Consider the following 25,992-nt stretch of genomic DNA (forward strand, 5'->3'; position numbering starts at 1 on the left):
ATTCGCGAGCAGGCTCGCTCCCACATTTGGAACGCACTCCCCTGTGGGAGCGAGCCTGCTCGCGAAGAGGCCTTCATTAACGCCACACATCCGATGGTTACAGCAAATTCCCCCCCTCCACCGGCTCAATCTGCGCCCAATGCGAAGTGTCTTCACGATGCGCCTGCAAATACGGCAACACCGCCGCCAACAACGGTTCCTTGAACGCCTCCTGGAACCGATGCGCCAATCCCGGAATCAGCTTCAACTGACTGCCACGAATATGCGCCGCCAGATGCACACCATGCATCACCGGCAACAACGGATCGGCCGTGCCATGCACCACCAGCGTCGGTACGCGCAACTGGTTGAGCAACGCGACACGGCTAGGCTCGGCGAGGATCGCCATGATCTGCCGCTTTACACCCTCGGGATTAAACGCGCGGTCATAGGAAGCCGCTGCCTGTTGCAGCAAATTCTGCCGATCATCGGTCACCGCCGGGCTGCCCAGCGCCGCCAGCAAATCCGCCTGCTGCTCCAGCGCCACCTGCCGATTCGGTGCGCCACGCCGCGACAACAACTGCACCAGCGCCGCACTCGGCGCCGGCAAGCCTTCAGCGCCAGAAGTGGTCATGATCAACGTCAGGCTCTCGACCCGCTGCGGCGCCATCGCCGCCATGTGCTGAGCAATCATGCCGCCCATGCTCGCGCCCAAGACGTGGAATTGCTCAACATGCAGCGCGTCCATCAGCCCCAGCGCATCATCTGCCATGTCCGTCAGGCTGTACGGCGCCGACACCGGCAGCCCGAGTTTGTAGCGCAGCACTTCGAAGGTCAGATTGGCCTCTTCCGGCGCCTGGCGCCAGGTCGACAATCCGACATCGCGGTTGTCATAGCGGATCACCCGAAAACCCTGCTGACACAGCGCGACCACCACCTCATCCGGCCAGTGGATCAACTGCCCGCCCAGGCCCATCACCAGCAGCAACGCCGGATCCGACGCGCGACCAATGCTCTGATAAGCGATGCTGACTTGTTGCAAATCGACGTGCTCGGTCGGCACGTTGACATCGCAACGCGCGGCCGCCATCGACGGCGCACCGAACAAAAGCGCGGCCAACATGGCCGCGACTGATAAAAACAACTTGTGCATGAAAAACACCGAAACGCAGAACCCCAGTAGAGCGCGAGTCTGATGAAGTTTGTTCAAGCGCGCTGCCACAGTTGCGTGACAGTTTGATGAAGAGTGCCGAGCGGTCATTGCGCCTCTCGATCAGACGCGGTCGACAGCCCCGCCAACATGAGACAAACTCACCACCATCGCTGAATCAGCAAATTTTGTTCATGGAGCCATCGGTGCTTGAGATCCGCCACTTGAAAACCCTGCATGCCCTGCGCGAGGCTGACAGCCTCGTCGACGCGGCGGATCGTCTGCATCTGACGCAGTCGGCGCTGTCCCACCAGTTCAAGGAACTGGAAGAACGCATGGGCATGCAATTGTTCGTGCGCAAGACCAAACCAGTGCGTTTCACCAGCGCCGGTTTGCGCCTGCTGCAACTGGCCGATGCGACCCTGCCGCTGCTGCGTGCCGCCGAGCGTGACATCAGCCGCTTGGCCGGTGGCACCGCCGGGCGTTTGCACATGGCGATCGAATGCCACAGCTGCTTTCAGTGGCTGATGCCGACCATCGACCAGTTCCGCGATGCCTGGCCGGAAGTCGAACTCGATCTGGCTTCGGGTTTCTCCTTTGCACCGCTGCCGGCGCTGGCGCGGGGCGATCTGGATCTGGTGGTGACGTCCGATCCGCTGGAAATCGCTGGTATCACTTATGTACCGCTGTTCACTTATGAAGCGATGCTGGCGGTGGCCAATCAGCATGCGCTGGCGAGCAAACCGTACATCGTGCCGGAGGATTTGCTCACGGAAACATTGATCACTTATCCGGTGGAGCGTGATCGGCTGGACATCTTCACGCGCTTTCTAGAACCGGCGGATATTGAGCCGGCGCAGGTACGGACTTCAGAGCTTACGGTGATGATGATGCAACTGGTCGCCAGTGGCCGTGGCGTGTGCGGCATGCCGCATTGGGCGCTGCACGAATACAGCTCGCGCGGTTACGTGAAGGCCAAGCGGCTGGGCGAGAAAGGTCTGTTTGCCACGCTGTACGCAGCAATCCGCGCGGACATGCTGGATGCGCCGTACATGCGCGATTTCTTGCTGACGGCGAAGGACACTTCATTCTCGACATTGGATGGGGTTAGCGCAGTTCGCTAAAACCCAAATCAAAAGATCGCAGCCTTCGGCAGCTCCTACACAAAACCCTGTAGGAGCTGCCGAAGGCTGCGATCTTTTGATTTTTATGCCTGAGTCAGTTCACGCCACATATGGATCTTGTCGAAGTAGTCTTCGCCAACCCGCACCGCTAATGGCTCCAGACCAAACTGGATAAAGCCGCATCGCTCGTAGAGTTCGAACGCCGAGTCATTCCCGGCAGTGACGGTCAATTGAACGACCTTCAACGCCGGATGATTCTGCGCCTCGGCCAATGCCGCTTGCACCAGTTCATAGCCCAAACCGTGCTGTCGAAAATCCGCCGACACATACATCCCGAACAACGTGGCTTTATGCCGAGCCTTCTCCCGAGGTTCAAACGCCAGCCCGACAATCCCGGCCAGCGTGCCACCCTCGAAGGCCCCAAGCACCACATCGAGCTTGCTGGTCAGCCGCCCTTCCCACCAGCTCAACGGCATCACCGCGCGCTCACGCACGCTGGAGGTAAACGCCTGCGGATGGCGATCGTAAGCCTCCAGCATCAACTCCCGATAAGCCAGGGCATGACTGGCATCCAGCCGTTCTATCCACATGCTCAAGCCGCCCTTCGTTGCTCAAGCATCAATCGCACGGCCAACCCGGCCAACACAAAACCCATGAAATAACGCTGCATCGCCAGCCACGTCGGATTGCGCACGGACCACGACGCAATTCCTGCCGCGAACAATGCGATCAGCAGATTGACGGTGAAACTCACGCTGATCTGCGTCAGCCCGAGGATGAGGCTTTGGGTGAACACCGAGCCGTGTTCAGGCGTGATGAATTGCGGAAACACTGAGAGGTAAAAAACCGCAATCTTCGGGTTCAGCGCGCTGGTGAGAAAACCCATGGTGATCAGTTTGCGCGACGAGTCTGGCGGCAATTGCTGTGCCTCAAACGGCGAACGCGCACCGGGTTTCACCGCTTGCCACGCCAGCCACAGCAGGTACAACGCACCCGCCCACTTCAACACTTCATAAGCCATCGGCACCGCGAGAAACACCGCAGTCAAACCAGCGGCTGCCGCGAACATGTGCACAAAGAACCCCGCGACCACGCCCAGCAACGAGGTGACCCCGGCCCTGCGCCCCTGACAGATCGAACGCGAGATCAGGTAGATCATGTTCGGCCCCGGCGTCAGTACCATCAGTAACGCAGCGGCGGCGAATATCAGCAGGTCTTGAAGCGGGATCATGGCAAAGTCCTTTGCGTGGATGATCAGGCGATGGCGGTCAGCGAGGCTCGATAAAACGGCAGGATCACATCGCGTGTCAATGGCGCCAAAACGACATCGCCGTCAGTGGCCGGGTCGATCCAGATCACTTCTTCGATTTCCGCTGCCGGGGAAACGTCGGCGTTGATTGTCAGTTGAAAGATATCAGCCTGTACGACACATCCCGGTTCGTTGGCAGCAGGTGCAGAAAACTGACCCAGGAAAGTTGCTTGCGCCGGATCGATTTGCAGATCCAGTTCTTCTTCCAGCTCACGGGCCAGGGCATGCACCGGCAATTCATGCGCTTCGATCTTGCCGCCCGGTTGCATGAACGCCGTAGTGCCGCGTTTGCGTACCAATAGAGTTTGGCCATTCGCGTTAAGCAACAGAGCGGCGGCGATGCGGATAATGGAAGTGGTAGCACCGGAAAGCGTCGACATAAAAACGATCCTTGTTTCGAAAAACGCAAAGGATCCCACGCAAACCCGCCTTACGCCATAGACCCCTGTAGGAGCTGCCGAAGGCTGCGATCTTTTGATCTTGATCCTGGAAAAACCAAGATCAAAAGATCGCAGCCTTCGGCAGCGCCTACAGGGGTTTTGTGGTGGCCCGGGATTTGTGTCCGGCCATCGAGTGGGCCAGTATGCGCAGCAGCATCCGGCCGGGCATTCAAGGTAAACCGATGACACTTTCCTTCGACGACATCACCTGGCACCGCGCCGTCGGGCAATTGATCGAGGCGCTGGACAAGCCGAATTTCTGGGCGCAACTGGTGCGTTTGCTCGATCAGTACATGCCGTTCGATAGCTGGGTGGCGCTGCTGTTTAGCTCAGACCAACACCCGCAAGTCTTCGCCGCCAGCCCCGGCGTGGAAGGTATCCCGGACGCCCTTTTCGAAGATTACCTGCGCGGCGTGTACCTGCTCGACCCGTTCTATATCGCCAGTCGCGAACAATCACGTTCAGGGCTATTCCGTCTCTGGGAAGTCGCACCCGAGCATTTCGAGCAGACCGAGTATTACCAGCGATACTTTCGTCTGAATGTGGTCGCCGACGAAATCCAGTTCAATTGTCAGCTCGAAGGTGATCGCACGTTGTGTCTGTCGCTGGGCAGCAAACAGCGTTTCAGCAGCGAGCAGATTGCCTTGTTGTCACTGATCCAGCCGTGGGTGCTCGCGCTGTTGCGCCAGCGTCTACCCTATGAAACCAACGAAACCGGCGCGCCTGCCTCTGCCGATTGGCGGGTGCAACTGGAAACTTCGGTGCAACAACTCAAGGGCGCGCAACTGACCGCCCGCGAACTGGATGTCGGGCGTTTGATGCTCAGCGGTTGCTCCAGTAAAGAAATCGCCCGTAAGCTGGAAATCTCCGTAGAAACCGTGAAAGTCCATAAGAAACACATGTACAGCAAACTGGGGATCAAATCCCAGTCCGAGCTGTTTTCGATTTTTCTTCAGGCACAAAACGCCTGAAACAGCTTTCCTGTGTCGATGAATCACCTGTGGCGAGGGGATTTATCCCCGATGGGTGGCGAAGCCGCCCCGAAGTCTATGCATGCGGTCTTTCAGTTAAACCGCAGTGAATGGTTTTGGGGCTGCTACGCAACCCGTCGGGGATAAATCCCCTCACCACAATAGATCCCACCAGCAGGCCCACCTGCTAGCCCGCCTGCTGGCACAGGTTTGCAATCCACTGAGTCCGAACCAAGGAAACCGTATGAGCCTGTCACTCCTGAGCCGCTACGCCTTCTTTGCCGTCTGCGTGATTTTCACCCTCGCCAGCCTGCCTTTTCTCGACCACGACTGGCTGTGGCCGATCACCGCCGTCACCGGCGTCCTCAGCCTGATCGGTCTGTTCGACCTGCTGCAGACCCCGCACGCCGTGCGCCGCAACTACCCGATCCTCGGCAACATCCGCTACCTGGTTGAAGGCATCCGTCCGGAGATCCGCCAATACTTGCTGGAATCCGACAGCGACGCCCTGCCCTTCTCCCGCGCCCAGCGCTCGCTGGTTTATTCCCGAGCGAAGAACGAAACCGCCGACAAACCGTTCGGCACGCTGATTGACGTTTACCAGTCCGGCTTCGAATTCATCGGCCACTCGATGCGCCCGGCGCCGTTGAGTGACCCGAACAGTTTCCGCGTTACCGTCGGCGGCCCGCAGTGCTCGCAGCCGTATTCGGCGTCGGTGTTCAACATCTCGGCGATGAGCTTCGGCTCGCTCAGCGCTAACGCCATTCGTGCGTTGAACCAAGGCGCGAAACTCGGCAACTTCGCCCACGACACCGGCGAAGGCAGCATCAGCCCGTATCACCGGGAAAACGGCGGCGACCTGACCTGGGAACTGGGCAGCGGCTACTTCGGCTGCCGCACCAGCGACGGCCGTTTCGACCCGGAACGCTTCGCCACCCAAGCTCAAAACCCGCAAGTACGCATGATCGAAATCAAAATGAGCCAAGGCGCCAAACCCGGCCACGGCGGCATCCTGCCGAAACACAAAGTCACCAAAGAAATCGCTGAAACCCGTGGGATCATGATGGGCGAAGACTGCGTGTCACCATCGCGTCACAGCGCGTTTTCCACGCCGATCGAAATGATGCATTTCATCCAGCAACTGCGTGAACTGTCGGGCGGAAAACCGGTGGGCTTCAAGTTCTGCCTCGGCCATCCGTGGGAGTTCATGGGCATCGCCAAAGCCATGCTGGAAACCGGCATCCTCCCCGACTTCATCGTCGTTGACGGTAAAGAAGGCGGCACCGGCGCGGCGCCCGTGGAATTCACCGACCACATCGGCGTGCCGATGCGCGAAGGTCTGCTGTTTGTGCACAACACCCTGGTCGGCCTCAACCTGCGCGACAAGATCAAACTCGGCGCCAGCGGCAAGATCGTCAGCGCCTTCGACATCGCCAGCGTGCTGGCCATCGGCGCCGACTGGGCCAACTCGGCGCGCGGCTTTATGTTCGCCATCGGCTGCATTCAGTCGCAAAGTTGCCACACCAATAAATGCCCGACCGGCGTCGCCACACAGGACGCTTTGCGCCAACGTGCGCTGGTGGTTCCGGACAAAGCACAGCGGGTGTTCAACTTCCATCGCAGCACGCTGAAAGCGCTGGCGGAAATGCTCGCGGCGGCGGGGCTTGAGCATCCGTCGCAACTGTCGGCCAAGCATCTGGTGCGACGCATGTCGGCGACCGAGATCAAGCTGTTTTCCGAGCTGCACGTGTTCTTGAAACCCGGTGAATTGCTCACGGGCGAAGTGAGCGGCGCATTCTATTCGCGGATGTGGCAGATGGCGCGGGCGGACAGTTTTGAGCCGAATGAAATCGCGGCGGCATAACGTTGAATGCGCCAGTCTTAACCACAGGCTGGCGCCTCAAATTTCATACTCGCGAAACAATACAAAGCGGAAAAAACAGTACCCGAGCAATAGATTCAGCACGGTAAAGGACGCCACTGTGATCAGCCCGTGTAGCGCGTGAGCATCGCCAATCAAGCCGATGCCCACACTCACGCCAGCCATCACACAGATGAACAGCAGATAGCTGAGCAATGACGTTCCAGTCTCGAAGGTGTAAAGCATGTTCACGTACAGCGTGAACGCCGCCGCCACGCAAAACGCAGCGAAGTTACTGGCCGCCTGGGACAAGCCACCGGCACTGCACATGACGAAAAATACCTGCCAGTGGATCAACGCATCGGCCAGGCCGATGACCATCAATGCTGAAAATCCTTTCATTAGCGTTCCTTGCCATGATTTGACAGGCATTCACGCTAAGTCAGGAATCGAGCGGGGTCTACTGTCAGAAATTACAGGTAAGGCGCCTCTTTCGACGAGCGGTGCGGGCGCATTACTGCGGCAATCGGTCGTGCGGCTCGTTTATAGAAAGCAAAAGATCGCAGCCTCCGGCAGCTCCTACAGGAAACACGTTCCAAGGTAGGAGCTGCCGAAGGCTGCGATCTTTTGTTTCAGAGGCTATGAATCAGGAGGCCGAACGCGCCGCACCTTGTGTGACTTGCGTCGGTTGCAGCTTGAACACGTAGAACAACACGGTCAGCAGCACCAGGAACGCAGGCCCCACATACAGCGCCACGCGGGTGTCCGGGAAGTACGCCATCAGGCCGACCACCAGCACCAGAAACGCCAGGGCAAAATACGAGCTGACGGGGTACAGCCACATCTTGTACTTGAGGCCGGCACGCTCGCTGGCGCTCAGGCCTTTGCGGAATTTCAGTTGGGCCAGCAGGATCATCACCCAGGTCCAGATCGCGCCGAAGGTCGCAATCGAGGTCACCCAGACGAAGACTTTTTCCGGCACCAGATAGTTGAGCATTACGCCCAGGAGCAACACCGCAATCGACAGCAGCAATGCACGACGCGGCACACCGTTGTTCGACGTCTTGGCGAAACCGGCCGGGGCCTGACCGTTCTGCGCCAGGCTGTAGAGCATGCGCCCGGTGCTGAAGATGCCGCCGTTGCACGACGACAGCGCCGCGGTGATCACCACGAAGTTAATGATGCCGGCAGCGGTTTTGATGCCCAGACGTTCAAACGTCATCACAAACGGGCTGCCCTGGGTGCCGATTTCATTCCACGGGTAGATCGACAGGATCACGAACAACGCGCCCACATAGAACAACAGAATCCGCCAGAACACCGAGCCGATCGCGTCGGGAATGGTCTTCTGCGGGTTCTTCGCTTCACCGGCGGTCAGGCCGATCATCTCGACGCCCAGATAAGCGAACATGACCATTTGCAGGGACATCAATACGCCGGTCACGCCGTTAGGCATGAAGCCGCCGTGGGCCCACAGATTGGAAATGCCCAGCGCCACGCCGTCATTGCCGAAACCGAAAGCGATGATGCCGACGCCGCCGATGACCATGGCAATGATGGTGACGATCTTGATCAGCGCGAACCAGAATTCGAATTCACCGAAGGCTTTTACCGCGATCAGGTTGATCGAGCCCATGCTGATCAACGCCGCGAGGGCCCAGATCCAGCGCGGCACATCGGGGAACCAGATGCCCATGTACACGGCCACCGCGGTGATCTCCGCGACGCAGGTCACCAGCCACAGGAACCAGTAATTCCAGCCAGTAAGGAAGCCGGCCAATGGGCCGAGGTAGTCTTGCGCATAACGGCTGAACGAGCCGGCGACCGGGTTGTGCACGGCCATTTCGCCGAGGGCGCGCATGATCACCAGGATCGCCAGGCCGCCAAGAATGTAGGAAATCATGATCGCCGGGCCGGCCATTTCGATGGCCTTGGCCGAACCTAAAAACAGACCGACGCCGATACAGGCACCGAGCGCCATCAGGCGAATGTGCCGTTCGCCGAGTTCGCGTTTGAGCGGACCGCCCTGAGCGGTTTCGCCGTGAGGCAGGTGATTGCCGACTGGCATGGGGTACAACCTCGTCTTGTTATTGGATATGACCACCGAGTGTCGCAACGTCGGCCGGTAAGCCTTGGCTGCCGTGAAACCGCGTCGGCCTCGTGGGCAAACGCGTCTTGTAGGACAAAACCTGCAAGATCAGCGGGGCGTGCAGTATAAAAAGCCTTGGGCAGGGCTTTTCACTCTATAAACCACAACATTCAGCGACAACTCTCGGCAAAAGCCCGGTTTGCGGAGAGGCATTCCCTGCTTCACGTAGGAATATTCGCCGCCGAAAAAGGCGCCGAGTATTGCACAGCATTGGTGCATCGTCATGTCCCTGCTTTGGCAATATTGACGGCTGGATAGCTCTATACCGACCATTTCCAGCCTTCGTTCACTCTGTCAGCAGATGGGGTTTCGTGTGGCGAGGGGATTTATCCCCGTTCGGCTGCGCAGCAGTCGCAAAACCTGCAAATGCATTCTCACAGAAGGATTGAGGTGTCTGGATTTGGGGCTGCTTTGCAGCCCAACGGGGATAAATCCCCTCGCCACAAGTCCTTCACTTATCTCAGACATTTCCTTCAGGGATTGCAGATCCGAGTCGGACGACCGGGCACTAGTCTTGATGTGTGATCAATCAATGCAAGGAAGCAATATGACCGTACAACCCAACTCACATCGCCTACGCCAAGGCCGATTCTCCGAACCCGGTCGCGCCTACTTCATCACCTCAGTCATTCACCAGCGCCAACCCGTCTTCGCCGATTGGCAAACAGGCCGATTGCTGGTGGCAGAGCTTCGCAAGGCACATGACCAAGGCTGCGTAGAGTCCATTGCTTGGGTGGTGATGCCTGACCATTTCCATTGGCTGGTGCAGCTGCAAAGCGGTTCGCTCGCGGAGGTCATTGGCGGAATAAAGGCCCTCTGTACTCGGGCCGTTAATCAGAAAACCGGGAAACAAGGGCCGTTGTGGCAAAGCGGCTTTCACGACCGTGCGATTCGTGATGATGAGGATTTGCTGCCGTTCGCCCGGTACATCGTGGCCAATCCATTGCGGGCTGGTTTGGTAAACAAAATTGGCGACTATCCACTGTGGGATGCCTGCTGGCTGTAATTGGTTTAGATAACCTGTGGCGAGGGGATTTATCCCCGCTCGGCTGCGCAGCAGTCGCAAAACCAATCAATGCGGTGTGTCAGAAAAACTGCATTGGCTGGTTTTGGGGCGGCTTCGCCACCCAACGGGGATAAATCCCCTCGCCACAAAATCTCCAACCCCACAGCCATCTGCCGCTCTTCCAGATTTATTCAGCAACTCTCGCCCCCAACCCGTCACAATTTTTTCACCACTGCCAACCACCGTCTAAGCTTCAAACAAGTCCGATCAATCTGCGTGAATGGATCAATCGACTATGGGCGCTTTGTGGCAAACCGATTCGAGTAAATCTGTGGTTCCGACTGAGAGTGTGGATCAAGCGCCTGTCCCCGAAAAACCACGCCGTCCCCGGCATGGCTGGAAGGCTTTCTGGTTATTGCTGCTGATTATTGCAATCGTGGTGGGAATGGCTGCGGCCAAGGAAATGCGCACCTCGCGTTTCCAGTCGAGTGAGTTGAGCAAATTCGCCGCCTCGCTGACCTACAAACTGGAACCGGGCCCCAGTGAAGCGATTCACTACCCCGGCAACGGCCCTTTCGATTTGCGCCTGGGTTACAGCGCCCTCGATGAATTCCTGCCGCGTCTGCTCAAGCGCAATTACGTGATCACCGAGCAGACCCGTTTCTCCCCCGCTCTGCTCAGCTACACCGGCAAGGGCCTGTTCGTGCCCTATTCGGAAAAGATTCAGGCCGGCCTGACCATCACCGATTGCCGCGCTGCGCCGCTGTACAAATACAACTATCCGCAGCAGCTCTACTCGAACTTCGCGGCGATCCCGCCGGTGGTGGTCAGCAGTCTGTTGTTTATTGAAAACCGCTTTCTGCTCGACCCTAAACAACCCCGTGCCAACCCGGCGGTGGACTGGCCGCGCTTCGGCATGGCGGCGTGGTCGCAAGTGGCGAAGTTGCTGCACCTGCCCGGCCAGTCAGCCGGCGGCAGCACCTTGGCCACGCAATTGGAAAAATATCGCCACTCGCCGGATGGCCTGACCGTGTCGGGCGCAGAGAAGATCCGCCAGATGATTTCCGCCAGCGTGCGCGCCTATCAGGACGGCCCGGACACCTTGGGTTCTCGGCAGAACATCGTCCGCGATTACCTCAACAGTGTGCCGCTGTCGGCAGTCCCGGGGCACGGTGAAGTGCACGGCATGGCCGAAGGTTTGCGCGTCTGGTACGGCAGCGATTTCAACAAGGCCAACGAACAACTGAACAGCCCGGCCACCGACCCGAAAACCATGGCCGACAAAGGTCTGGCCCTGCGTGAAATGCTCTCGCTGATGATCGCCCAGCGCCGTCCTTCGCACTACTTGACCAAGGGCCGCGAAGAACTCGCCGACCTCACCGACAGCCACCTGCGTCTGCTTAAACAGAACGGCGTGATCGACAGCGCATTGGCCGATGCCGCACTCGCCAGCAAGGTCACCTATCGCGACTGGCAAACTCAGCCGACCATCCAGCCAATCGAAACCAATAAAGGCATCAGTGTCGCCCGCAGCCGCTTGGCGAGCATGCTCAACCGTCCGCTGTACGACCTCGATCGCCTTGACCTCTCGGCCACCAGCACCCTGCAAGGCGACCTGCAAATGCAGGCCACCGAGTACCTGAAAAAACTCGCCGACCCGGCCTTCGCCGCCGAAATAGGCCTGATGGGCGAACGTCTGCTGACGCCCACCAGCACCACCCAGGTTCGCTACAGCTTCACCCTGTTCGAGCTGACCCCGGACGGCTCGCGCGTGCGCATCCAGACCGACAGCACCGATCAGCCGTTCGACATTAATGAAGGCAGCAAACTCGAACTCGGCTCGACGGCGAAAATGCGCGTGCTGACCACTTACCTGCAAATCATCTCCGAGCTGCACGACAAATACGCCGGCATGTCGGTACCGGAATTGAAGAAAGTCGAGGTGCCGGATCAGGATCGCCTGAGTCGCTGGGTCATCGATTATCTGGTGCAGAACAAGGATCGCGACCTGTCGAAAATGCTCGGCGCCGCGCTTGATCGCAAATACTCGGCGAGCCCCGGCGAAGCGTTTTTCACTGGCGGCGGGCTGCACTTTTTCCACAACTTTCGCAAGGAAGACAATGGCCGCCTGCCGACCCTACGCGATGCATTGCGTGAGTCGATCAACCTGCCGTTCATTCGCCTGATGCGCGATGTGGTGCGCTACGTCACCTACTCCGGCCCGAACAGCAGCGCCGAATTGCTCAAGGACGACCGCGACCCTCGGCGCCAGGAATACCTGGCCAATTTCGCCGACCGCGAAGGCACCGCGTTCCAGCTCAAGTTCTGGAAAAAGTACAAAAACAAGGACACCCAGGCGCGCCTCGAAACCTTCCTCGACAGCATGCGCCCGACCCCGATCCGCATGGCCGCCGTGCACCGTTATCTATTGCCGGATGCCAGTCAGGAAGACTTCAACACCTTCGTCCGCGCTCACCTCAAAGGCGCCAAGCTCAACGAAAAACTCACCGATGATCGCTTGATCCGCCTCTACGATTCCTACGGCCCGGGCAGCTATGATTTGCCCGATCAGGGCTTCATCGCCAAGGTGCACCCGCTGGATCTGTGGATGATGGGTTACCTGCTGCACAACCCGGACGCGACTTTCAGCCAGATCGTCAAAGCCAGCCAGTTCGAGCGTCAGGAAGTCTATAGCTGGCTGTTCAAGAGCAAACACAAAGGCGCCCGCGACAGCCGCATTCGCACCATGCTCGAAATCGAAGCGTTCCTTGAAATTCACCAGCGCTGGCAGAAAGTCGGTTACCCGTTCGACCACCTGGTGCCATCGCTGGCCACCGCGATCGGCAGCTCCGGCGACCGTCCTGCGGCGCTGGCCGAATTGATCGGCACCATCCTCAACGACGGCGTGCGCATGCCGACTTTGCGCATCGACAGCCTGCATTTCGCCGCCGGCACGCCGTACGAAACCCTCGTGACCAACGACCCTCACGTCGGTAAACGAGTGATGCCATCCGAAGTCGCCACGGCCATGCGCGAGGCGCTTTCGCAAGTGGTCGACTCCGGCACCGCCAAACGGGTTTCCGGCAGTTTCAAAACCGACGACGGTACGCCGTTGGTCATGGGCGGCAAGACCGGCACCGGTGATAACCGCATCGAAGCGATTGGCTCGGGCGGGCGGATTCTCAGCTCGAAATCAATCAACCGCACCGCGACCTTCGTGTTCTACATCGGCGACCATCATTTCGGCACGCTGACGGCGTTTGTGCCGGGCCGTTCGGCGGAGAACTTCAAGTTCACCTCGGCGCTGCCCGTGCAGGTGCTCAAAGGCATGGCGCCGATTCTGTCGCCGTATCTGCAGCCTGACTCCCACACCCGCTGCGAGGTGCCTGTCGTCGCCCAGCGCAATTGAAATATTCGGTAAACCCTGCAAACACTGCGATACACAAACGATAACTATGTATCGCATGCCCTCCTGAGCGGCCGCGCAAACTGACATCCTTTCTACGCCAAAAGGATTTTGCGCATGTCTGACTCTGGAGCACAGGGCATTCACTTCGAGACCTTGAAAAAGGCTATTCCATCCGTGCTGATCAAGGCCTCGGCGAAACGCCGCGCCGAGCTGCGCGAAACCCCGTCGGTGCTGCCGAATTGGTTTACCAAGGCTACGAGTCATCAAAAAGACGATTTGAAAGCCGTCACCGAAGCGCTGCATCTTCGACAAAACGAACGGGATGCCCTGTTCGACAAGATCCAGGACATTGAAACATTTGCGAAAAAACTACTCGAGCCAGAGCTGCACAAGCTCGATGCGAGTTTCGACGCTGACGCCACCTGGATACGGCTCTACGCGCCCAAAAGCCTCGGTATTTTTGGTATCAAGAGTGGTGGAATGGCGGTCAAGACCCTGTCACTGCTACAAGCGGCTCTGCATAACTTTGAATACGAGGAAACCCGGCCAGGCTTCTACAAGGAGAGCTCCTGCTTCATCAGCAGACCGGACGCCGACGGTCATTTCGAAACGATCAACACAGCGGTCAGCGTCGACACTTTTGCCCGCCTGTGCCGGCGTCTGAACATCGGCGAACAGTATCAAAACTACCTGAAAGACTTCCTCCGCCCGCCCGGCAACCGTCTCGTCGAGAACCTGTTGCGCCAGATCAACGGTGCTTACTACAAGCAATCGTTGCACGCCGCAGCCCTCCTGGCGCTGATCAAAAAAGACATCGGCAAGGCCGAATACGATCAACTGATGAAAGTCGTCAGAGGCGACAGCGTCATCATGGACGGCAACAAACAAGTGCGTATGCGCGGTTTAAGCATCATGGGGCTGCGGCTGACTGATTGCGTGTTGTTCATTCCCAGCGAGTTCCATCGCTACAGCACCGGATCACTGATCGCCTGGATCCCGGACGATCCGGAACACCCGATTAAACGTTACGCCAACTTTCAGGCGTTCGAGCAGGAGCTGACTCGCCAGCTGAGCGCTCGCCCCTCGGGTGATATCGGCCCTGACGCAAGCAAGCCTAGCGCTTATCAAATGTTCTTCAGCCGATTTGTTGCGCAGAAAGACAAGCCCTATTACTTCAAACGCTTTACCGAAACCATCAGCGATGGCCCGCCAAAAACCTTTGTGGAGAAATGGCGCCATCATGAACTGGTACAGTTGGGCGAACGGTTGATGTTCCATCTCGACATTCCACCACCGCGTGAAGTCGGGACTCGTCAGGATCCGCTGGAAGCACCCAACTTCGATGTCATCGACTGCAATTTGCCCGGCAAAGGTTTATGGGAAGACTTCGAACTGTGGCCAGAGCTTCACGAAGCCACACTGAACAAGTTGATCAACGACGCCCGAACCGTCGCCGTACCCAACGCCGATGAAGATGCCAAGGCCAGAGCCGAGCGCTGGGCCAATTACCTCAACATCGGTTTCATTGCCTTGGGTGCTTTTGCACTGGTCCTGCCCGGTTTGGGCGAACTGATGCTGGTCGCAACCGCCGGTCAAATGCTCTACGAAGTACTCGAAGGTGCTGTGGAGTTGAGTGAAGGAGACCGCGAAGCGGGCTGGGCACACCTGACGGATGTCATCGAGAATCTCGCCACCAGCATCGCTCTGGCGCCGGTTTTTCACTTCACCGTTTCTCCCTTCATCGAGAATCTGAAAGCAATACGGTTGCCGAGCGGCAAAATAAAACTGTGGAAACCGGATCTCGAGCCTTACCGATTCAAAGGCAAGTTGGCGCAAGACATCCCGCGCGATAGCCAAGGCTTGTATCAGCATCAGGATAAAACCCTGCTGCGCGTCGATGAGCATCATTACGAGCTTTCAAAACAATCCCCGACCGGGGAGTTGATAGTGCGGCATCCCTCACGGCCGGATGCTTTTGCAATACCGGTCAAACACAACGGCGCCGGCAGTTTTGTGCTGGAAGGTGAAACGCCGCGAAATTGGGACAACGCGACCCTGATGCGCAGGTTAGGCCATACAGTTGAACCCTGGAGCGACCCGCAGCAACTGGAACTGATCCGAAAAACCAGTGGCACGTCGCCCGACGTTTTGCGTCGCATGTATCACGACAATGCCGGGCTACCGCCGCTGCTCGCGGACACGGTGCATCGGTTCAATATCGAACGCGATGTGCAGACCTTCATCGACAACGTCACCAGCGATGATCCGTTACCGCAGGGGCAGGCTCGGCGAGACCCGGCCAGCCAACTGCAAATTATCGAGGCGCAAGGTCTATGGCCAGTCGAAGTGCCGTTACGCGTGAGTGACGGGCGAGGCAACACGCTCTGGCAGTCAGCGGCGGCGAAAGTCGCTCGCGGTAAAAAACTGGTGGTGCAGTTGAGCGACCAGCAGATTGCCGGCGGTCAGGGTTTGCACAACGTCATGCAAACGCTGGAAGCCAACGGCACACCGATCACTGTCGAAAGTGAAGCGCAGTTGCAAGCGCACATCGCTAACACCGCGAAAGGCCTGCGCAACGAACTGTTCAATCAACGCTACGAATTCGACCAAACGCCCCTCAGTCCCACCCGACAACTGGTCAAGCAGGCCTTCCCGGCATTGCCGGTGACGATGGTCGATACTCTGCTGGGCGACGCAACGCCAGCCGAACTGGACTTGATGAGTGAACATCAGCATCTGCCTCTGCGGCTGAAACATCTCGCCCGAGAACTGCAATTCGAAACCCGCGCGACCCATGCCTGGCAGGGTTTCCATCACGACTGGCTGGCGACCGCCGATACCGAGCGCCTGGCGCTCAATGCCCTGCGCATCAACAGCGATGTACTGGCTGAACTGCGTATCTACGTTCGCCAACTGTCGCTGGATGGCGAGTTGAGTTGCAGCGCAGGGGCCGAAGACGCCACCACGGTTCGTACGCTGATCAAGGACGAAGACTTTCAGTACCGGGCCCATGACAATCAGGGGCAGCCTCTGCAAGAAAGCAGCACTGATCTGTTTGAGTCAATTCTCGCGGCCCTGCCCACGCAACAACGTCAGACTCTGGGTTATCGGCTCAACGATGCGGCAGGATTCAAACAGTGGGTCATGGCCAAAACCGAACCTGCCAACGTCCGTCGCACACTTCTGGTCGAGCCTCCGGTCAGCTCCGTTGTACCCAGAGAAACCCTGGTGCTGCTCGGTGGCCCTGGCTACTCCAGAGTCGGCGAAACCCTACAGCAACGCATTCAGGATATTTACCCACACTTAAATGAATCCGAGGTGCAAGGATTCGCCCAGTCACTGACGGCGCAGGGTGACGCCGAGGCTGGCATACGTCGAATTGAACATGACCTCGACACATTACGGATCATCCTCGACACCTGGCGTTTTGAAGAAGTCGTCAACTTCAATGCCGGGAATGGCGGCACGCATAACCTGGCGTTCATGCTGGACGGTGGCGCGCATCTTTCCGAGCGACTGATAGCCTGCTTCGAGCGCAAATCCGTGGTATTTGGCGAGCGCAGTGTCGGCCCATCAGCCGGTTTCAGACTCGATCTTTCATCGGAGTTGCGCCGCTACAATCTTGAGCACTGGTGGAAAAAACTTCCCGACATCAAACCGTATCTCGAGCAGATCACCAGCCTCTCGCTCGATAACGTGCCGCTGGTCGAGGGGCCGACAGGGCTGCTCAAGGACTTCTCTCACCTGCGCGAACTCAGCGCGCGCAACTGTGAGCTGAAAAGCCTGCCGACCAGCATTGGCAAAATGCGCCAACTGGAGAATCTGCGCCTGTCCGGTAACCGCATCAAATTGACGCCCCAATCCGCAGAGGAACTGAGAAACCTCACCCGCCTGCAAACCCTGCGTCTGGACGAAAATCCACTGGGCCTGACACCCGATGTCGGTCGGATGCCACGCCTGAGTGTTTTGTCGCTGAACGATACCGGCCTGACAACCTGGCCCAAGGGTCTCTTCGAAAAGCACCGGCCCCGACTATTTTTCCTCGACATGCTGGGAAACCCGATCGAGGACATTCCGCAAGTGGCGCCGGGTTCCAATAATGCCTACATCGTCGCGCGCACCCGTCTGATGGCCAACGAGCTGTCTGACATCAATCGCTTGCTGTACGAACAGTACCGCACTTCGGTCGGGCTGATTCCCGAGCACATTGCGTCAGCGACCACCACCGACATGCTCAGGCGTTGGCCGCTAAAAACCGAAGCACTGTTTACCCGCATACCCGGGCTGGGCATTTACCGCCCCGAAGCCTGGCCGGATCTGGCCTCGGAACCCAACTCCAGAGGCTTCTTTAAAATCATTAACGACCTTACCCAATCGGCCGATTACCGGGCTGGCGGTTCAGCGCTGGAGCAATTAAGTGATCGTGTCTGGCGGATGATCCACGCTATCGACATCGACAAGGATCTGCGTCAGGACTTGTTCGACATGGCCACCTCACCGGTCAATTGTCGGGATGCCGGTGCGCAGGTATTCAATCAAATGGGCATCAAGGTGATGGCCGCCGAAGCCCGGCTTTTATCAACCTCCAGAGAGGTGCTTGAGCAAAAACTGGTGACATTGGCCCGAGGTGCGGCACGTCTGGAACAAGTTGATGACATAGCCCAGGCCGATATTCAGAGCCGGGGCGGTAATCCGGATGTGGTCGAGGTGTACCTGGCGTATCAAACCGGGCTGGCCCGGCGCCTCGACTTGCCTTGGCAATCGCAGAACATGCTGTTTCGCATCACTGCTGGCGTAGATCAGATAAAGATTGATTCGGCATTCGAGACGGTGATCGCGATGGAGGCTGGCGATGGTTTGATCAATCGCATGCTCGAGCAACCGTTCTGGACGAACTATTTGCGCGAAACCTACCCCGAAAGCTACTACGCCAACAAAGCGCGCTTCGAGGAGAAAGCCTCGCAACTCGACGACCTGCGCACCGCGCAGGACGAATGGGCCAGTGCCAATTCGACCTACCTGGAAAAAGCCGCGCTACGTGAAAAGATCAAGGAGCTGGCGAAAATTCTCCGGGTGCCCAAAGAGCAAGTGCTGACACGACAACCCATGGCCGATTCGATGTACGAACGACTGATCAATGACCTCGGTGATCAGGAACAGCAACTCAGCCGCCAGCAGACCCGCGATGCGTTGAAAACAGCCGGGCTCTGACCCCAAAGCGAACCGATTTCGAGCAAGGGCGCGCTCGCAATCGGTTACGCAAACTCAACCGACTTCTGAATCCCAGATAACCGTGACAATGCCTTTGTAAGTCGAAGCCCCACTGGACAACATGCGCTCGACATCAACCTGATCGACACCAAAGTGCAATACACCCGGTTTGCGATCGATGTAGATACCCGGCTCAAACAGTCCGGTACCCTCACCGCTTACCCGCAACGGTTGTCGAACCACAGGGCGACCGCCGGCCGAGGTCAGGCCGGAGGGCAATGTCACCGCCACCTGCAATGGCACGACAACGCCACCCGACTCTCTTATTCCACAGGTATCACCGACGGTGTACTGACATTGCATCTGCATTTTGAATTGCGAGCTGGTCCAGAGATTAAAGGTCTGATCGCGGAACAATCGTGTTGGCCTGCGTCCCTGATTGAGCCAGGCCTGCCAGCCACCTTCAGGCGTCAATTCAACTTTGTTGCCCCCCGGGGGAATTTCGACCTTGAGCATGTGCTCGACGACCAGGGTGAAGTTGAGCTGAAGCAGATCGTCATTGGGGATCATGAGGTCACCCATGTCGAAATCCTTGCCTGGGCCCACCATGTACTCGACGCTACCGTAGTAACGACCGGATCGCATCGTCAACGGATTGGGCGTACGCAATTCATAACCGAAAACAAAGTAGTGATAGTAGAAGTCAGGAATCGCAAACCGCGCCTGCTTGGCACATACACCAGCATTGACCGGAACTCTCCAGAAACTGTTGTAACCGAAGGGACCCAGCGTGTACCAGCCCACACCATCACAAGGTGCTGGTGCGTATGCCCATCCGCCTCCCGTCCACAAAAGATTCCAGGCGTCACGAATGCTGTCGCCTGCCTGGCCCTCCACAAGATCCATTACCGGTGTTCTGACACCTGCCTCATGACCTACGCCGGCGATGCGAAGCTCCAGTGTTTCCCGGGCGCCGGATTCATGGGTCACTTCGATCTGCTGCCAATGGGAAGGTACTTTGGCCATGCCGCCCTGGCGCGGGTCGGTGTGAAACGCCTGAATCGTGTGACTGGCGTTGAAAGTAATTGGCGCAATCAGCGTGAACAAACCTGCCGGCTTGCAAACAATGGGCAACTGCAGGCAAAACCCTTCCGAAGGTGTCTGATTAATAAACTCATTGATTTGTGGGTTTGAGGAGTCAGGTCGAAACAACGCTTCGATGTCTTTGACCGCTGCAGACGCCGATACGACGGTGAAACTCACCGCTAGCGCCACCGCCACGCGTAGGTACAAGTTGATCATGATTTTTTACCGCTTCGGGTCGGAGTAAGGGCGATCAAGCACCGGGTAAAACGGCGTTGAACATCATGTTGACGTTGCCGAAATAACTGCCCGGTTTATAAATTCCGTCGTCCGGGACCTGCGGGGTGATTTCCAGCAACACTCGTCGCCCCTGCTTGGCGTCCACCGAAGAAACCACCTCGACCGCCTCGCCGACTTTCAGCACTCTGCCGTTGAACACCACCTGCAGATTGATATCGTGCCGGCTCTCGCCACTGGACAGATAAGCCACACCATCCAGTTGCGCCTCAATCGCCCCGCCCTCGTTTTTCACATCAAAATCCTTGCGCAACCCACCGAGCGTCGAGTTAAGCAGACTCCACGGCAGCCGTTGCTCGCGACTGATCCAGCCGGGGTCTGCCGGCAACACATGGAACCCTGAAGAGGGAATGCTCACCGACACTTCAAACTCCTGCACCTCGCGCGCCGCGTGGGCACAGGTGCAGGCCAGCAACAAACCGGTCAGCGTCACCAGTGCAATTTTTCGCCTGCTCATGATCGTTCCTCTGCCATCCAAATCGCGGTGGGCCTAACCCTTCACTTCGACTTTCTTTTTCGCCGCGCCTTCAACTACCGTGAAGCGGTAATTGCGCCCGGCCTGCTTGTCGAAACGGAAAGTGCGTCCGGCCAGAATGTGGTGTTTGGTGGTCGGCTGACAGTCCTGGTCATTGCCCACGGCACAGTCCTTGAACTCGTCGATGACCACCACGCTATTGCCGTTATTGCGGATTTGATATTGGCCGCTGCCGTCATCAACCACGCTGTCGAACCGGGTGTTTTTAGGGCGGACAAAGAACACCGTGCCGTAACCGGCCAACACCGTAACGCCAGCGGCAAAGTCTTTTTTGTAGTCGGCCTGCTCTTCATCCGTGAGCGCAAACTCATCGGCCGCTTCAGGCACCACCGGCACAAAACGGACGCGGAAATAACGCTCCTGATCGCGCGCGCCCATGTACAACAAGCGCGTGCCTTGAGTGCCATTGGCGGGCACGATCAGCCGCGCCGGGCTGGCCATCAAGCCGTCGCGTGCCGTGGCACCGGCCTGGGATTGCAGTGGAATTTCACGGGCAGTGCCCTGCTCGTCGAAGATCATTTCAAGGATGTTGATCTTGATAAACGCGGTGCTGTCGCCGCCATTGAAGATGCGTTTCAGATAGGTGCTTTTGTCAGCATCCAGATAGTCGTAGACCACGCCGACGTTGATCTGCGGAGCGGCAAAAGCGAGAGGTGCAAACAACCAAAAACCAACGGCCAATAAACGTTTCATTCAGTTCTGCCTCTGTAGATGCAACACAGCCGCTGGCGGCTGTAACAGCGAGTAAATGGATTAAACCTCTGAATCCCAGACCATCGTCACCGTGCCGGAGTAATCCCGCGCCTGATCCGTCTCAAGCATTTGCGCGACGTGACTGGCAGCAATTTCGAAGTGCAAGGTGCCGGCCCGGCGATCCAGATAGAAACCCGGCTGAAAGATGTCGGCGTTACTGCCTTCAAGGTGCAAGGGACGCCGATTGACCGGGCGTTCAGCCTCATCCACCAGCCCGTACGGCAAACTCACGCTGACACTCACCGGCACTGAATGACCGGACACGGGATCGCGAATATGGCAGGCGTTATCACCGGAGTCAGGGCACTCAAGCCACATTCGGAAGCGCGATGACGTTGAAATATTGAAGGTCTGGTCACGAAACAAACGGGTCGGCTTACGGCCCTGGCTGAGCCATTGCTGCCAGCCACCTGCAGGCAGTAATTCAACTGTGTTGCCGCCCGGGGGAATTGTCACTTTGAGGGTGTGTTGCACATTCAGTTTCAGCTCCAGCGTCACTTCCGATTCCGTGCTGACCATGATGTCGCCCATGTCGAAATCCATGTTCGGGCCGATGCGGTAGGTGATCTGCCCTTCATAATCGCCATCGGACATACCCAACGGGTTGGGTGTGCGAAGTTCGTAGGCAAAATCGACATAGTCGTAACTGAAGGCGGGAATACGGAACCTCGCCTGCTTTGCACAGACGATATCGCTGGGCACTGTCCAAAACGACGCGTAGTGCTTTGGCCCCCAATCGGCCGAGCCGCTATATCCGCAGCCAAGAGGCGGGTTTTGCCAACTACTCCCTGTCCACAACACTCGATGGCCTTGTGCCCAGTCACCATTCTCGATCCCGGTCAGGACATCCACGCGTTCATCAGTCATCCACAGCACGCCAATGCCGGAGATACGCACCTCGACCGTTTCGCGCTGATTGTTCTTTTTGTTGATCACCTCCACCGCACGCCAATCCGCAGGGACTTTGAACATCGCGCCTTGGCGCTGGTCGCTGTGATTGGCTTCTATGGCGGCAACGGAAGAAAACTTGATCGGCAATTGCAGACTGAACGTTTTGTTTGCGATGCAGTTGGTGGGATACCTGACGCAGTAGCCTTCCTGCGGTGTGGTATTGACGAAGATGTTCTGGTTAGGCTTGGCAGGGTCGACTTTAAAGTCTGCGGTGATGTTTTTGCTGATCGCCTCTGAGATTGGCGAAGTCGTCAGCAACATTCCAAGGCACATCAAATGGACTGCCACGCGTTTGGCTTTCACAAGTATTCGCACGTTCAACACTCCCTGATCAACCTGCGGTTTCAAGAGCAATAGCGTTGTCCGCCAACGTATCCGGCGTGCAGCGCAAATCGCCAATCATCAGCACGTTGTTTTCCACCCGGGCGGCATCGGTGTTCAAACGGAACCGGCAGAGCAATTGATCGCCCTGACGCACCTCCAGGGTCGGCGCGCCGGCGTTCATTTCCATCGAGAAGAACCCGTCGACTTCGCTCACGCCACGGCTGGCGTGGTTGATGATGTGGTGGCCCTTGAGCGGCTGGCCTTTGGGGTCGATCAAGCGGCCAAGCACCGTCAGGGTTTTCATCACGCGGATTTTTCGATAGTCCACGCCGCCCTTGTTCAAGTGGTAACTCGTGCGTGCCGGTTGAATCGCCGCGGCCGGGACGTCGTTGCCTTCGAAATCGAAGCTCACCGTGCCGTTTTTGTAAGCGGTGATCGGGATGAAGTTGCGCCCCGGCCGCAGGTTGGCGCTGCCACCGCTCAAGTCATCGGCGCGCAGGGCGATGTCGTCCAGATCAGACTCGACATCAACGATCATCCCGGCGCCACCTCGATCGTGTTGGCTGGTCATGGCGATGTATTGGCCACTCAGCGCCACGGTGCTGTCGAGGTTCAAACCGCCGGAAAAATTGTTGTTATACGAAGAGCGCTGAATGAAGCCGTCGCCGTTGACTGCGTCGCTCTGAAAGCTGCCAGTCCCGGAAAGCCCCAGACCGTAAGTGTCGGTGATCGCCGTGGCCGAGACGCTCTGCAACAAGTGATCCTGCAAGTCTTTGCGATAGGTGACGGACGCATTGTTGTCACGCCCGCCATCGCGCGAAGTTCGCGAACCGAGGCTGCCGGAAATCTGCTCGCCCGGCCCGCCCAGCGCCAGGCTGACACTCAGGTCGACCCCGCGATTGCGCGCATCGCCGCTGCTGAAACTGCCCGGACGATCGAACACCGAAAATCGCCAGTTGGCATCGCTGCCAAACAATTCGCCGCGCTGCGTCCAGCCGAGATCGAGACCGACACCTTCGATATTGCCGTCGCTGTGCGAGACCCGCGCGTTGATCGAACTTTTGTTGCTGACCCGATGATTCACCGACAGCGCCGAGTTGCTGGTCTGGCCGATGAACACGTTGCGCTGCCGTACTCGCGTGCCGTCGGGCAGGGTTTCGTAGGTGTTGGTGGTGTCGAGCCAGCTGCGGTTGTGGGTCAGGAAAATACTGCCCGAGCCGTAGCTGTACATGCCTTGCAGATCGAGGCCGGTGCCGTGGTCTTCGGTTTGATAAACATTGCCAAACACACTGCTGTTGTTGGCCAGCGTCCAGTCGATCGAGGTGCCGTACTGCAGTTCTTCGCTGATCTGCCGCCCGGAAAATCCGACGATGACGCGTGGATGCAGCAAGTAGTTGAACGCTGCGCCCGCCGTCATGCCGCCGGACGCCTGATCGTCCCAGTTGCTCCACAATTTGCTCTCGCGCCCGGCGAACACGTTGTAGCGCCAGCGCTCGTCATGATTGCGCCAGTTGTTCGGTTTGTAGATCAGCTCGGACGTGGTGGAGGTGATCTGGCCGTCTTCGATCAGGCGCACTTCAACTTCATAGATGCCGCCGGGTAATGGTCGGGTGTCCAGAGTTTGCAGACCGGCGTCGACCGGTTGCGTGTTGATCAACATGCCGTTGCGATAAATCTCCACCGAAGCCTGGCGGTTCGCGGTGACGTAGAGCGGATAAACGCTGGGTTTCGGATTGTCGATCGCGAGGCTGTCGGAGCTGCCGTACATGGCGCCCACTGCCGTGTCCGGGCTGACACCGAACGAACGCGGCTGGCGAGTCAGGCCTTCGGAATCGGGCATGAAATAGCCCAGGCGAACAAAACTGCCCTGCAGCTCTTTCTGGCTGTAGAGCTCTTGCACGGCGTGATACATCTGCTCATCCGAACCGCCCAGACGGGCCATTTGTACGTTCAGGCTTTGTGTCCAATTGCCGAGGCTGCTGCTGGTGACCAGACCGTAACGACCACCAAGATCCTGATCCTGACCGCCGTTGAGGTTGAGCTGGTTGCGCACGATCAACCCGGTGCTGCCGGACTTCGGTTGCAGGTAATAGCGCGGCGCCTGGCTATCGCGCTCAGCATTCTCGGTGACGATCGATACCAGCGAATTTTCCAGGTTGTAGTGCACGGCGAGCATCTGCGCCGGGCAACTGCTCTGACAGTTGCCCAGCACCACACCCCGACCGAGATAGTCGGCCCAGACATCGCGTTCGATGGCAGTGAAGTTACTGTCGGTGCTCTCGGTAAATTCGAGCAGGGTGATGCGATCATCGCGTGATAGAACAATCATCGCTTCGCCCAGAAACTGTTGATCCAACTCCACACGCACCGCAAGTGGCACATCAAAGAAGTGCTCTTCGAATTCACTCGGCAACCCTTTTGCCTGCGCCAGCAAGTTACGTGGCGTATGACGGTCATCCGTAGGCGCAGCCAAGGCATTGGCACATAAAAAAAGTGCAAGCGCTGCCGCGATGGGTGTCATCGGAAACATGAACTTAGTTACTCTTTTTGTTTGATTGGCCAAACGCCGGTCGATCACTATTGTTAGCGTTCGACCGGACGAACCCATTGCCAAAACTGGCAATGACCGACAGCGCGTTAAGGCGTAACGCGCGGAATGGCGTCGAACATCACGACCGGGGCGGCGGTGTAAAGACCGGATTGGCCCTCGGCCGGTTTGGCCGCGGTGATCACCAGATCGGCACGCATGCCGCCGTTGGATTCGGTGTCACCCACTACTTCTTGAGAGGCACCGGTCAGGGTTTTACCGTTGAAGGTGTAGGCCAGGGCGATGGTGTTGGCACCGTTGAACAGCGGCTGCGGCCCGCCTTCAACGTAAGCCCCTACCGAGCCCTGAGTGTGCTGGATGTCATAGGTGCCGCGCACCGCGGACAATGTTCCGGAGCCAATGATGTAGCGCATTTCTTCGTTTTTACCGAAGTTCGGATCGACCGGCTGTGCGTGGAACACCTTGCTCGGAATGTCCGCGACGATATTGATGGCGGTGCGCGATTCTTCAGCCGCAAAGGCCACCGAAGCACCCAGTGTCAGCATGGCCAGAGGAGTAGCGATTGCAAGTTGCTTGAGCATGATTAACTTCCTGTCATTTCGTTGTGGGAGTTGGCTGAAGTCCTGCACCTCATTACAGGTCTGAATAACAAAGCCAGCTGGGCTCAGACATGTAAGAAAGTGGACGTTCAACGCCGGGGAATATTCCGCTATTCCCACCACGAAATAAGCAGGGCGTTTCTGACGCACGCGTAGCCCAAGTGCTATTTGACTTGAAAGAAAAACAGCTACTTTCAAGAAAAACACCTGAGCAACTGTAAGACCGGTACTACATCAGGACAAAATGAAAAAGTGGCAGGCTATGCAACTTCTGTAAGAACCAAACTACACGC

18 protein-coding genes are annotated in these 25,992 nt (G+C 57.8%); 6 read left to right on the plus strand and 12 right to left on the minus strand.

Annotation, left to right across the window (positions count from 1 at the left end; translation table 11 throughout):
• Positions 1-97 precede the first annotated feature (97 nt).
• Positions 98-1,132 (minus strand): alpha/beta fold hydrolase, encoded by a 1,035-nt coding sequence (locus ACIOMO_RS19965; RefSeq protein ID WP_401243089.1) that lies wholly within the window; start codon positions 1,130-1,132, stop codon positions 98-100.
• A gap of 203 nt (positions 1,133-1,335) precedes the next feature.
• Between ACIOMO_RS19965 and metR the strand changes: the two genes are divergently transcribed.
• On the plus strand, positions 1,336-2,253 hold the full coding sequence (gene metR, locus ACIOMO_RS19970) for a transcriptional regulator MetR (RefSeq protein ID WP_008087231.1): 918 nt from the start codon (positions 1,336-1,338) through the stop codon (positions 2,251-2,253).
• Between the two features lie 83 nt (positions 2,254-2,336).
• On the opposite strand, the gene ACIOMO_RS19975 is transcribed toward metR, so the two are convergent.
• The 3 genes from ACIOMO_RS19975 to ACIOMO_RS19985 are packed head-to-tail and all read right to left on the minus strand — an operon-like array spanning position 2,337 to position 3,942.
• Entirely contained in the window at positions 2,337-2,843 is a 507-nt protein-coding gene (locus ACIOMO_RS19975; protein ID WP_401243160.1) for a GNAT family N-acetyltransferase, read from the minus strand.
• Positions 2,844-2,845: 2 nt separating this feature from the next.
• Positions 2,846-3,484 carry a LysE family translocator gene (locus ACIOMO_RS19980; protein ID WP_401243093.1) on the minus strand — a complete coding sequence of 213 codons (639 nt, stop codon included), beginning with the start codon at positions 3,482-3,484 and terminating at the stop codon, positions 2,846-2,848.
• Positions 3,485-3,507: 23 nt separating this feature from the next.
• Complete coding sequence (locus ACIOMO_RS19985; RefSeq protein WP_159815115.1) at positions 3,508-3,942, minus strand: NUDIX domain-containing protein; 435 nt, start codon at positions 3,940-3,942, stop codon at positions 3,508-3,510.
• A 242-nt stretch (positions 3,943-4,184) separates the two neighbouring features.
• On the opposite strand from ACIOMO_RS19985, the gene ACIOMO_RS19990 reads away from it, so the two are divergent.
• Entirely contained in the window at positions 4,185-4,973 is a 789-nt protein-coding gene (locus tag ACIOMO_RS19990; RefSeq protein ID WP_401243163.1) for a response regulator transcription factor, read from the plus strand.
• Between the two features lie 244 nt (positions 4,974-5,217).
• Positions 5,218-6,837, plus strand: a complete 1,620-nt coding sequence (locus tag ACIOMO_RS19995) for an FMN-binding glutamate synthase family protein (RefSeq protein WP_212546298.1) — start codon at positions 5,218-5,220, stop codon at positions 6,835-6,837.
• Between the two features lie 36 nt (positions 6,838-6,873).
• Here the strand turns inward: ACIOMO_RS19995 and ACIOMO_RS20000 are convergent, their stop codons facing one another.
• Together ACIOMO_RS20000 and ACIOMO_RS20005 are read right to left on the minus strand one after the other, a co-directional pair.
• Entirely contained in the window at positions 6,874-7,236 is a 363-nt protein-coding gene (locus tag ACIOMO_RS20000) for a polysaccharide synthesis protein GtrA (protein ID WP_053123458.1), read from the minus strand.
• Positions 7,237-7,480: 244 nt separating this feature from the next.
• A complete protein-coding gene (locus tag ACIOMO_RS20005; RefSeq protein WP_053123460.1) occupies positions 7,481-8,902 on the minus strand; it encodes an amino acid permease in 1,422 nt (473 codons plus the stop codon).
• A 628-nt stretch (positions 8,903-9,530) separates the two neighbouring features.
• Between ACIOMO_RS20005 and ACIOMO_RS20010 the strand changes: the two genes are divergently transcribed.
• The 3 genes from ACIOMO_RS20010 to ACIOMO_RS20020 all read left to right on the plus strand — a co-directional run bounded on the left by ACIOMO_RS20010 (position 9,531) and on the right by ACIOMO_RS20020 (position 18,609).
• The gene (locus tag ACIOMO_RS20010) at positions 9,531-9,989 is read left to right on the plus strand and encodes an REP-associated tyrosine transposase (RefSeq protein WP_401243098.1); all 459 of its coding nucleotides are present in this window, start codon (positions 9,531-9,533) and stop codon (positions 9,987-9,989) included.
• 295 nt (positions 9,990-10,284) lie between these two features.
• On the plus strand, positions 10,285-13,398 hold the full coding sequence (locus ACIOMO_RS20015) for a transglycosylase domain-containing protein (RefSeq protein ID WP_401243101.1): 3,114 nt from the start codon (positions 10,285-10,287) through the stop codon (positions 13,396-13,398).
• Between the two features lie 114 nt (positions 13,399-13,512).
• Complete coding sequence (locus tag ACIOMO_RS20020; RefSeq protein WP_401243104.1) at positions 13,513-18,609, plus strand: NEL-type E3 ubiquitin ligase domain-containing protein; 5,097 nt, start codon at positions 13,513-13,515, stop codon at positions 18,607-18,609.
• Between the two features lie 54 nt (positions 18,610-18,663).
• Here the strand turns inward: ACIOMO_RS20020 and ACIOMO_RS20025 are convergent, their stop codons facing one another.
• From ACIOMO_RS20025 to ACIOMO_RS20050, 6 genes are all read right to left on the minus strand, one after another.
• On the minus strand, positions 18,664-19,911 hold the full coding sequence (locus tag ACIOMO_RS20025) for a hypothetical protein (RefSeq protein ID WP_401243106.1): 1,248 nt from the start codon (positions 19,909-19,911) through the stop codon (positions 18,664-18,666).
• Between the two features lie 34 nt (positions 19,912-19,945).
• Complete coding sequence (locus ACIOMO_RS20030) at positions 19,946-20,446, minus strand: CS1 type fimbrial major subunit (protein WP_401243109.1); 501 nt, start codon at positions 20,444-20,446, stop codon at positions 19,946-19,948.
• A gap of 33 nt (positions 20,447-20,479) precedes the next feature.
• The gene (locus ACIOMO_RS20035; protein WP_401243112.1) at positions 20,480-21,217 is read right to left on the minus strand and encodes a molecular chaperone; all 738 of its coding nucleotides are present in this window, start codon (positions 21,215-21,217) and stop codon (positions 20,480-20,482) included.
• A 60-nt stretch (positions 21,218-21,277) separates the two neighbouring features.
• Positions 21,278-22,531: a hypothetical protein gene (locus tag ACIOMO_RS20040; RefSeq protein WP_401243114.1), complete on the minus strand. Its 1,254-nt coding sequence runs from the start codon at positions 22,529-22,531 to the stop codon at positions 21,278-21,280.
• A gap of 28 nt (positions 22,532-22,559) precedes the next feature.
• Positions 22,560-25,082, minus strand: a complete 2,523-nt coding sequence (locus ACIOMO_RS20045) for a CS1-pili formation C-terminal domain-containing protein (RefSeq protein WP_401243117.1) — start codon at positions 25,080-25,082, stop codon at positions 22,560-22,562.
• Between the two features lie 107 nt (positions 25,083-25,189).
• Positions 25,190-25,681, minus strand: a complete 492-nt coding sequence (locus ACIOMO_RS20050) for a CS1 type fimbrial major subunit (protein ID WP_053123475.1) — start codon at positions 25,679-25,681, stop codon at positions 25,190-25,192.
• Positions 25,682-25,992: the final 311 nt, after the last annotated feature.

The sequence above is a fragment of the Pseudomonas sp. NPDC087804 genome, assembly GCF_044742965.1.
GTDB classification, from domain to species: Bacteria; Pseudomonadota; Gammaproteobacteria; order Pseudomonadales; family Pseudomonadaceae; genus Aquipseudomonas; species Aquipseudomonas rustica.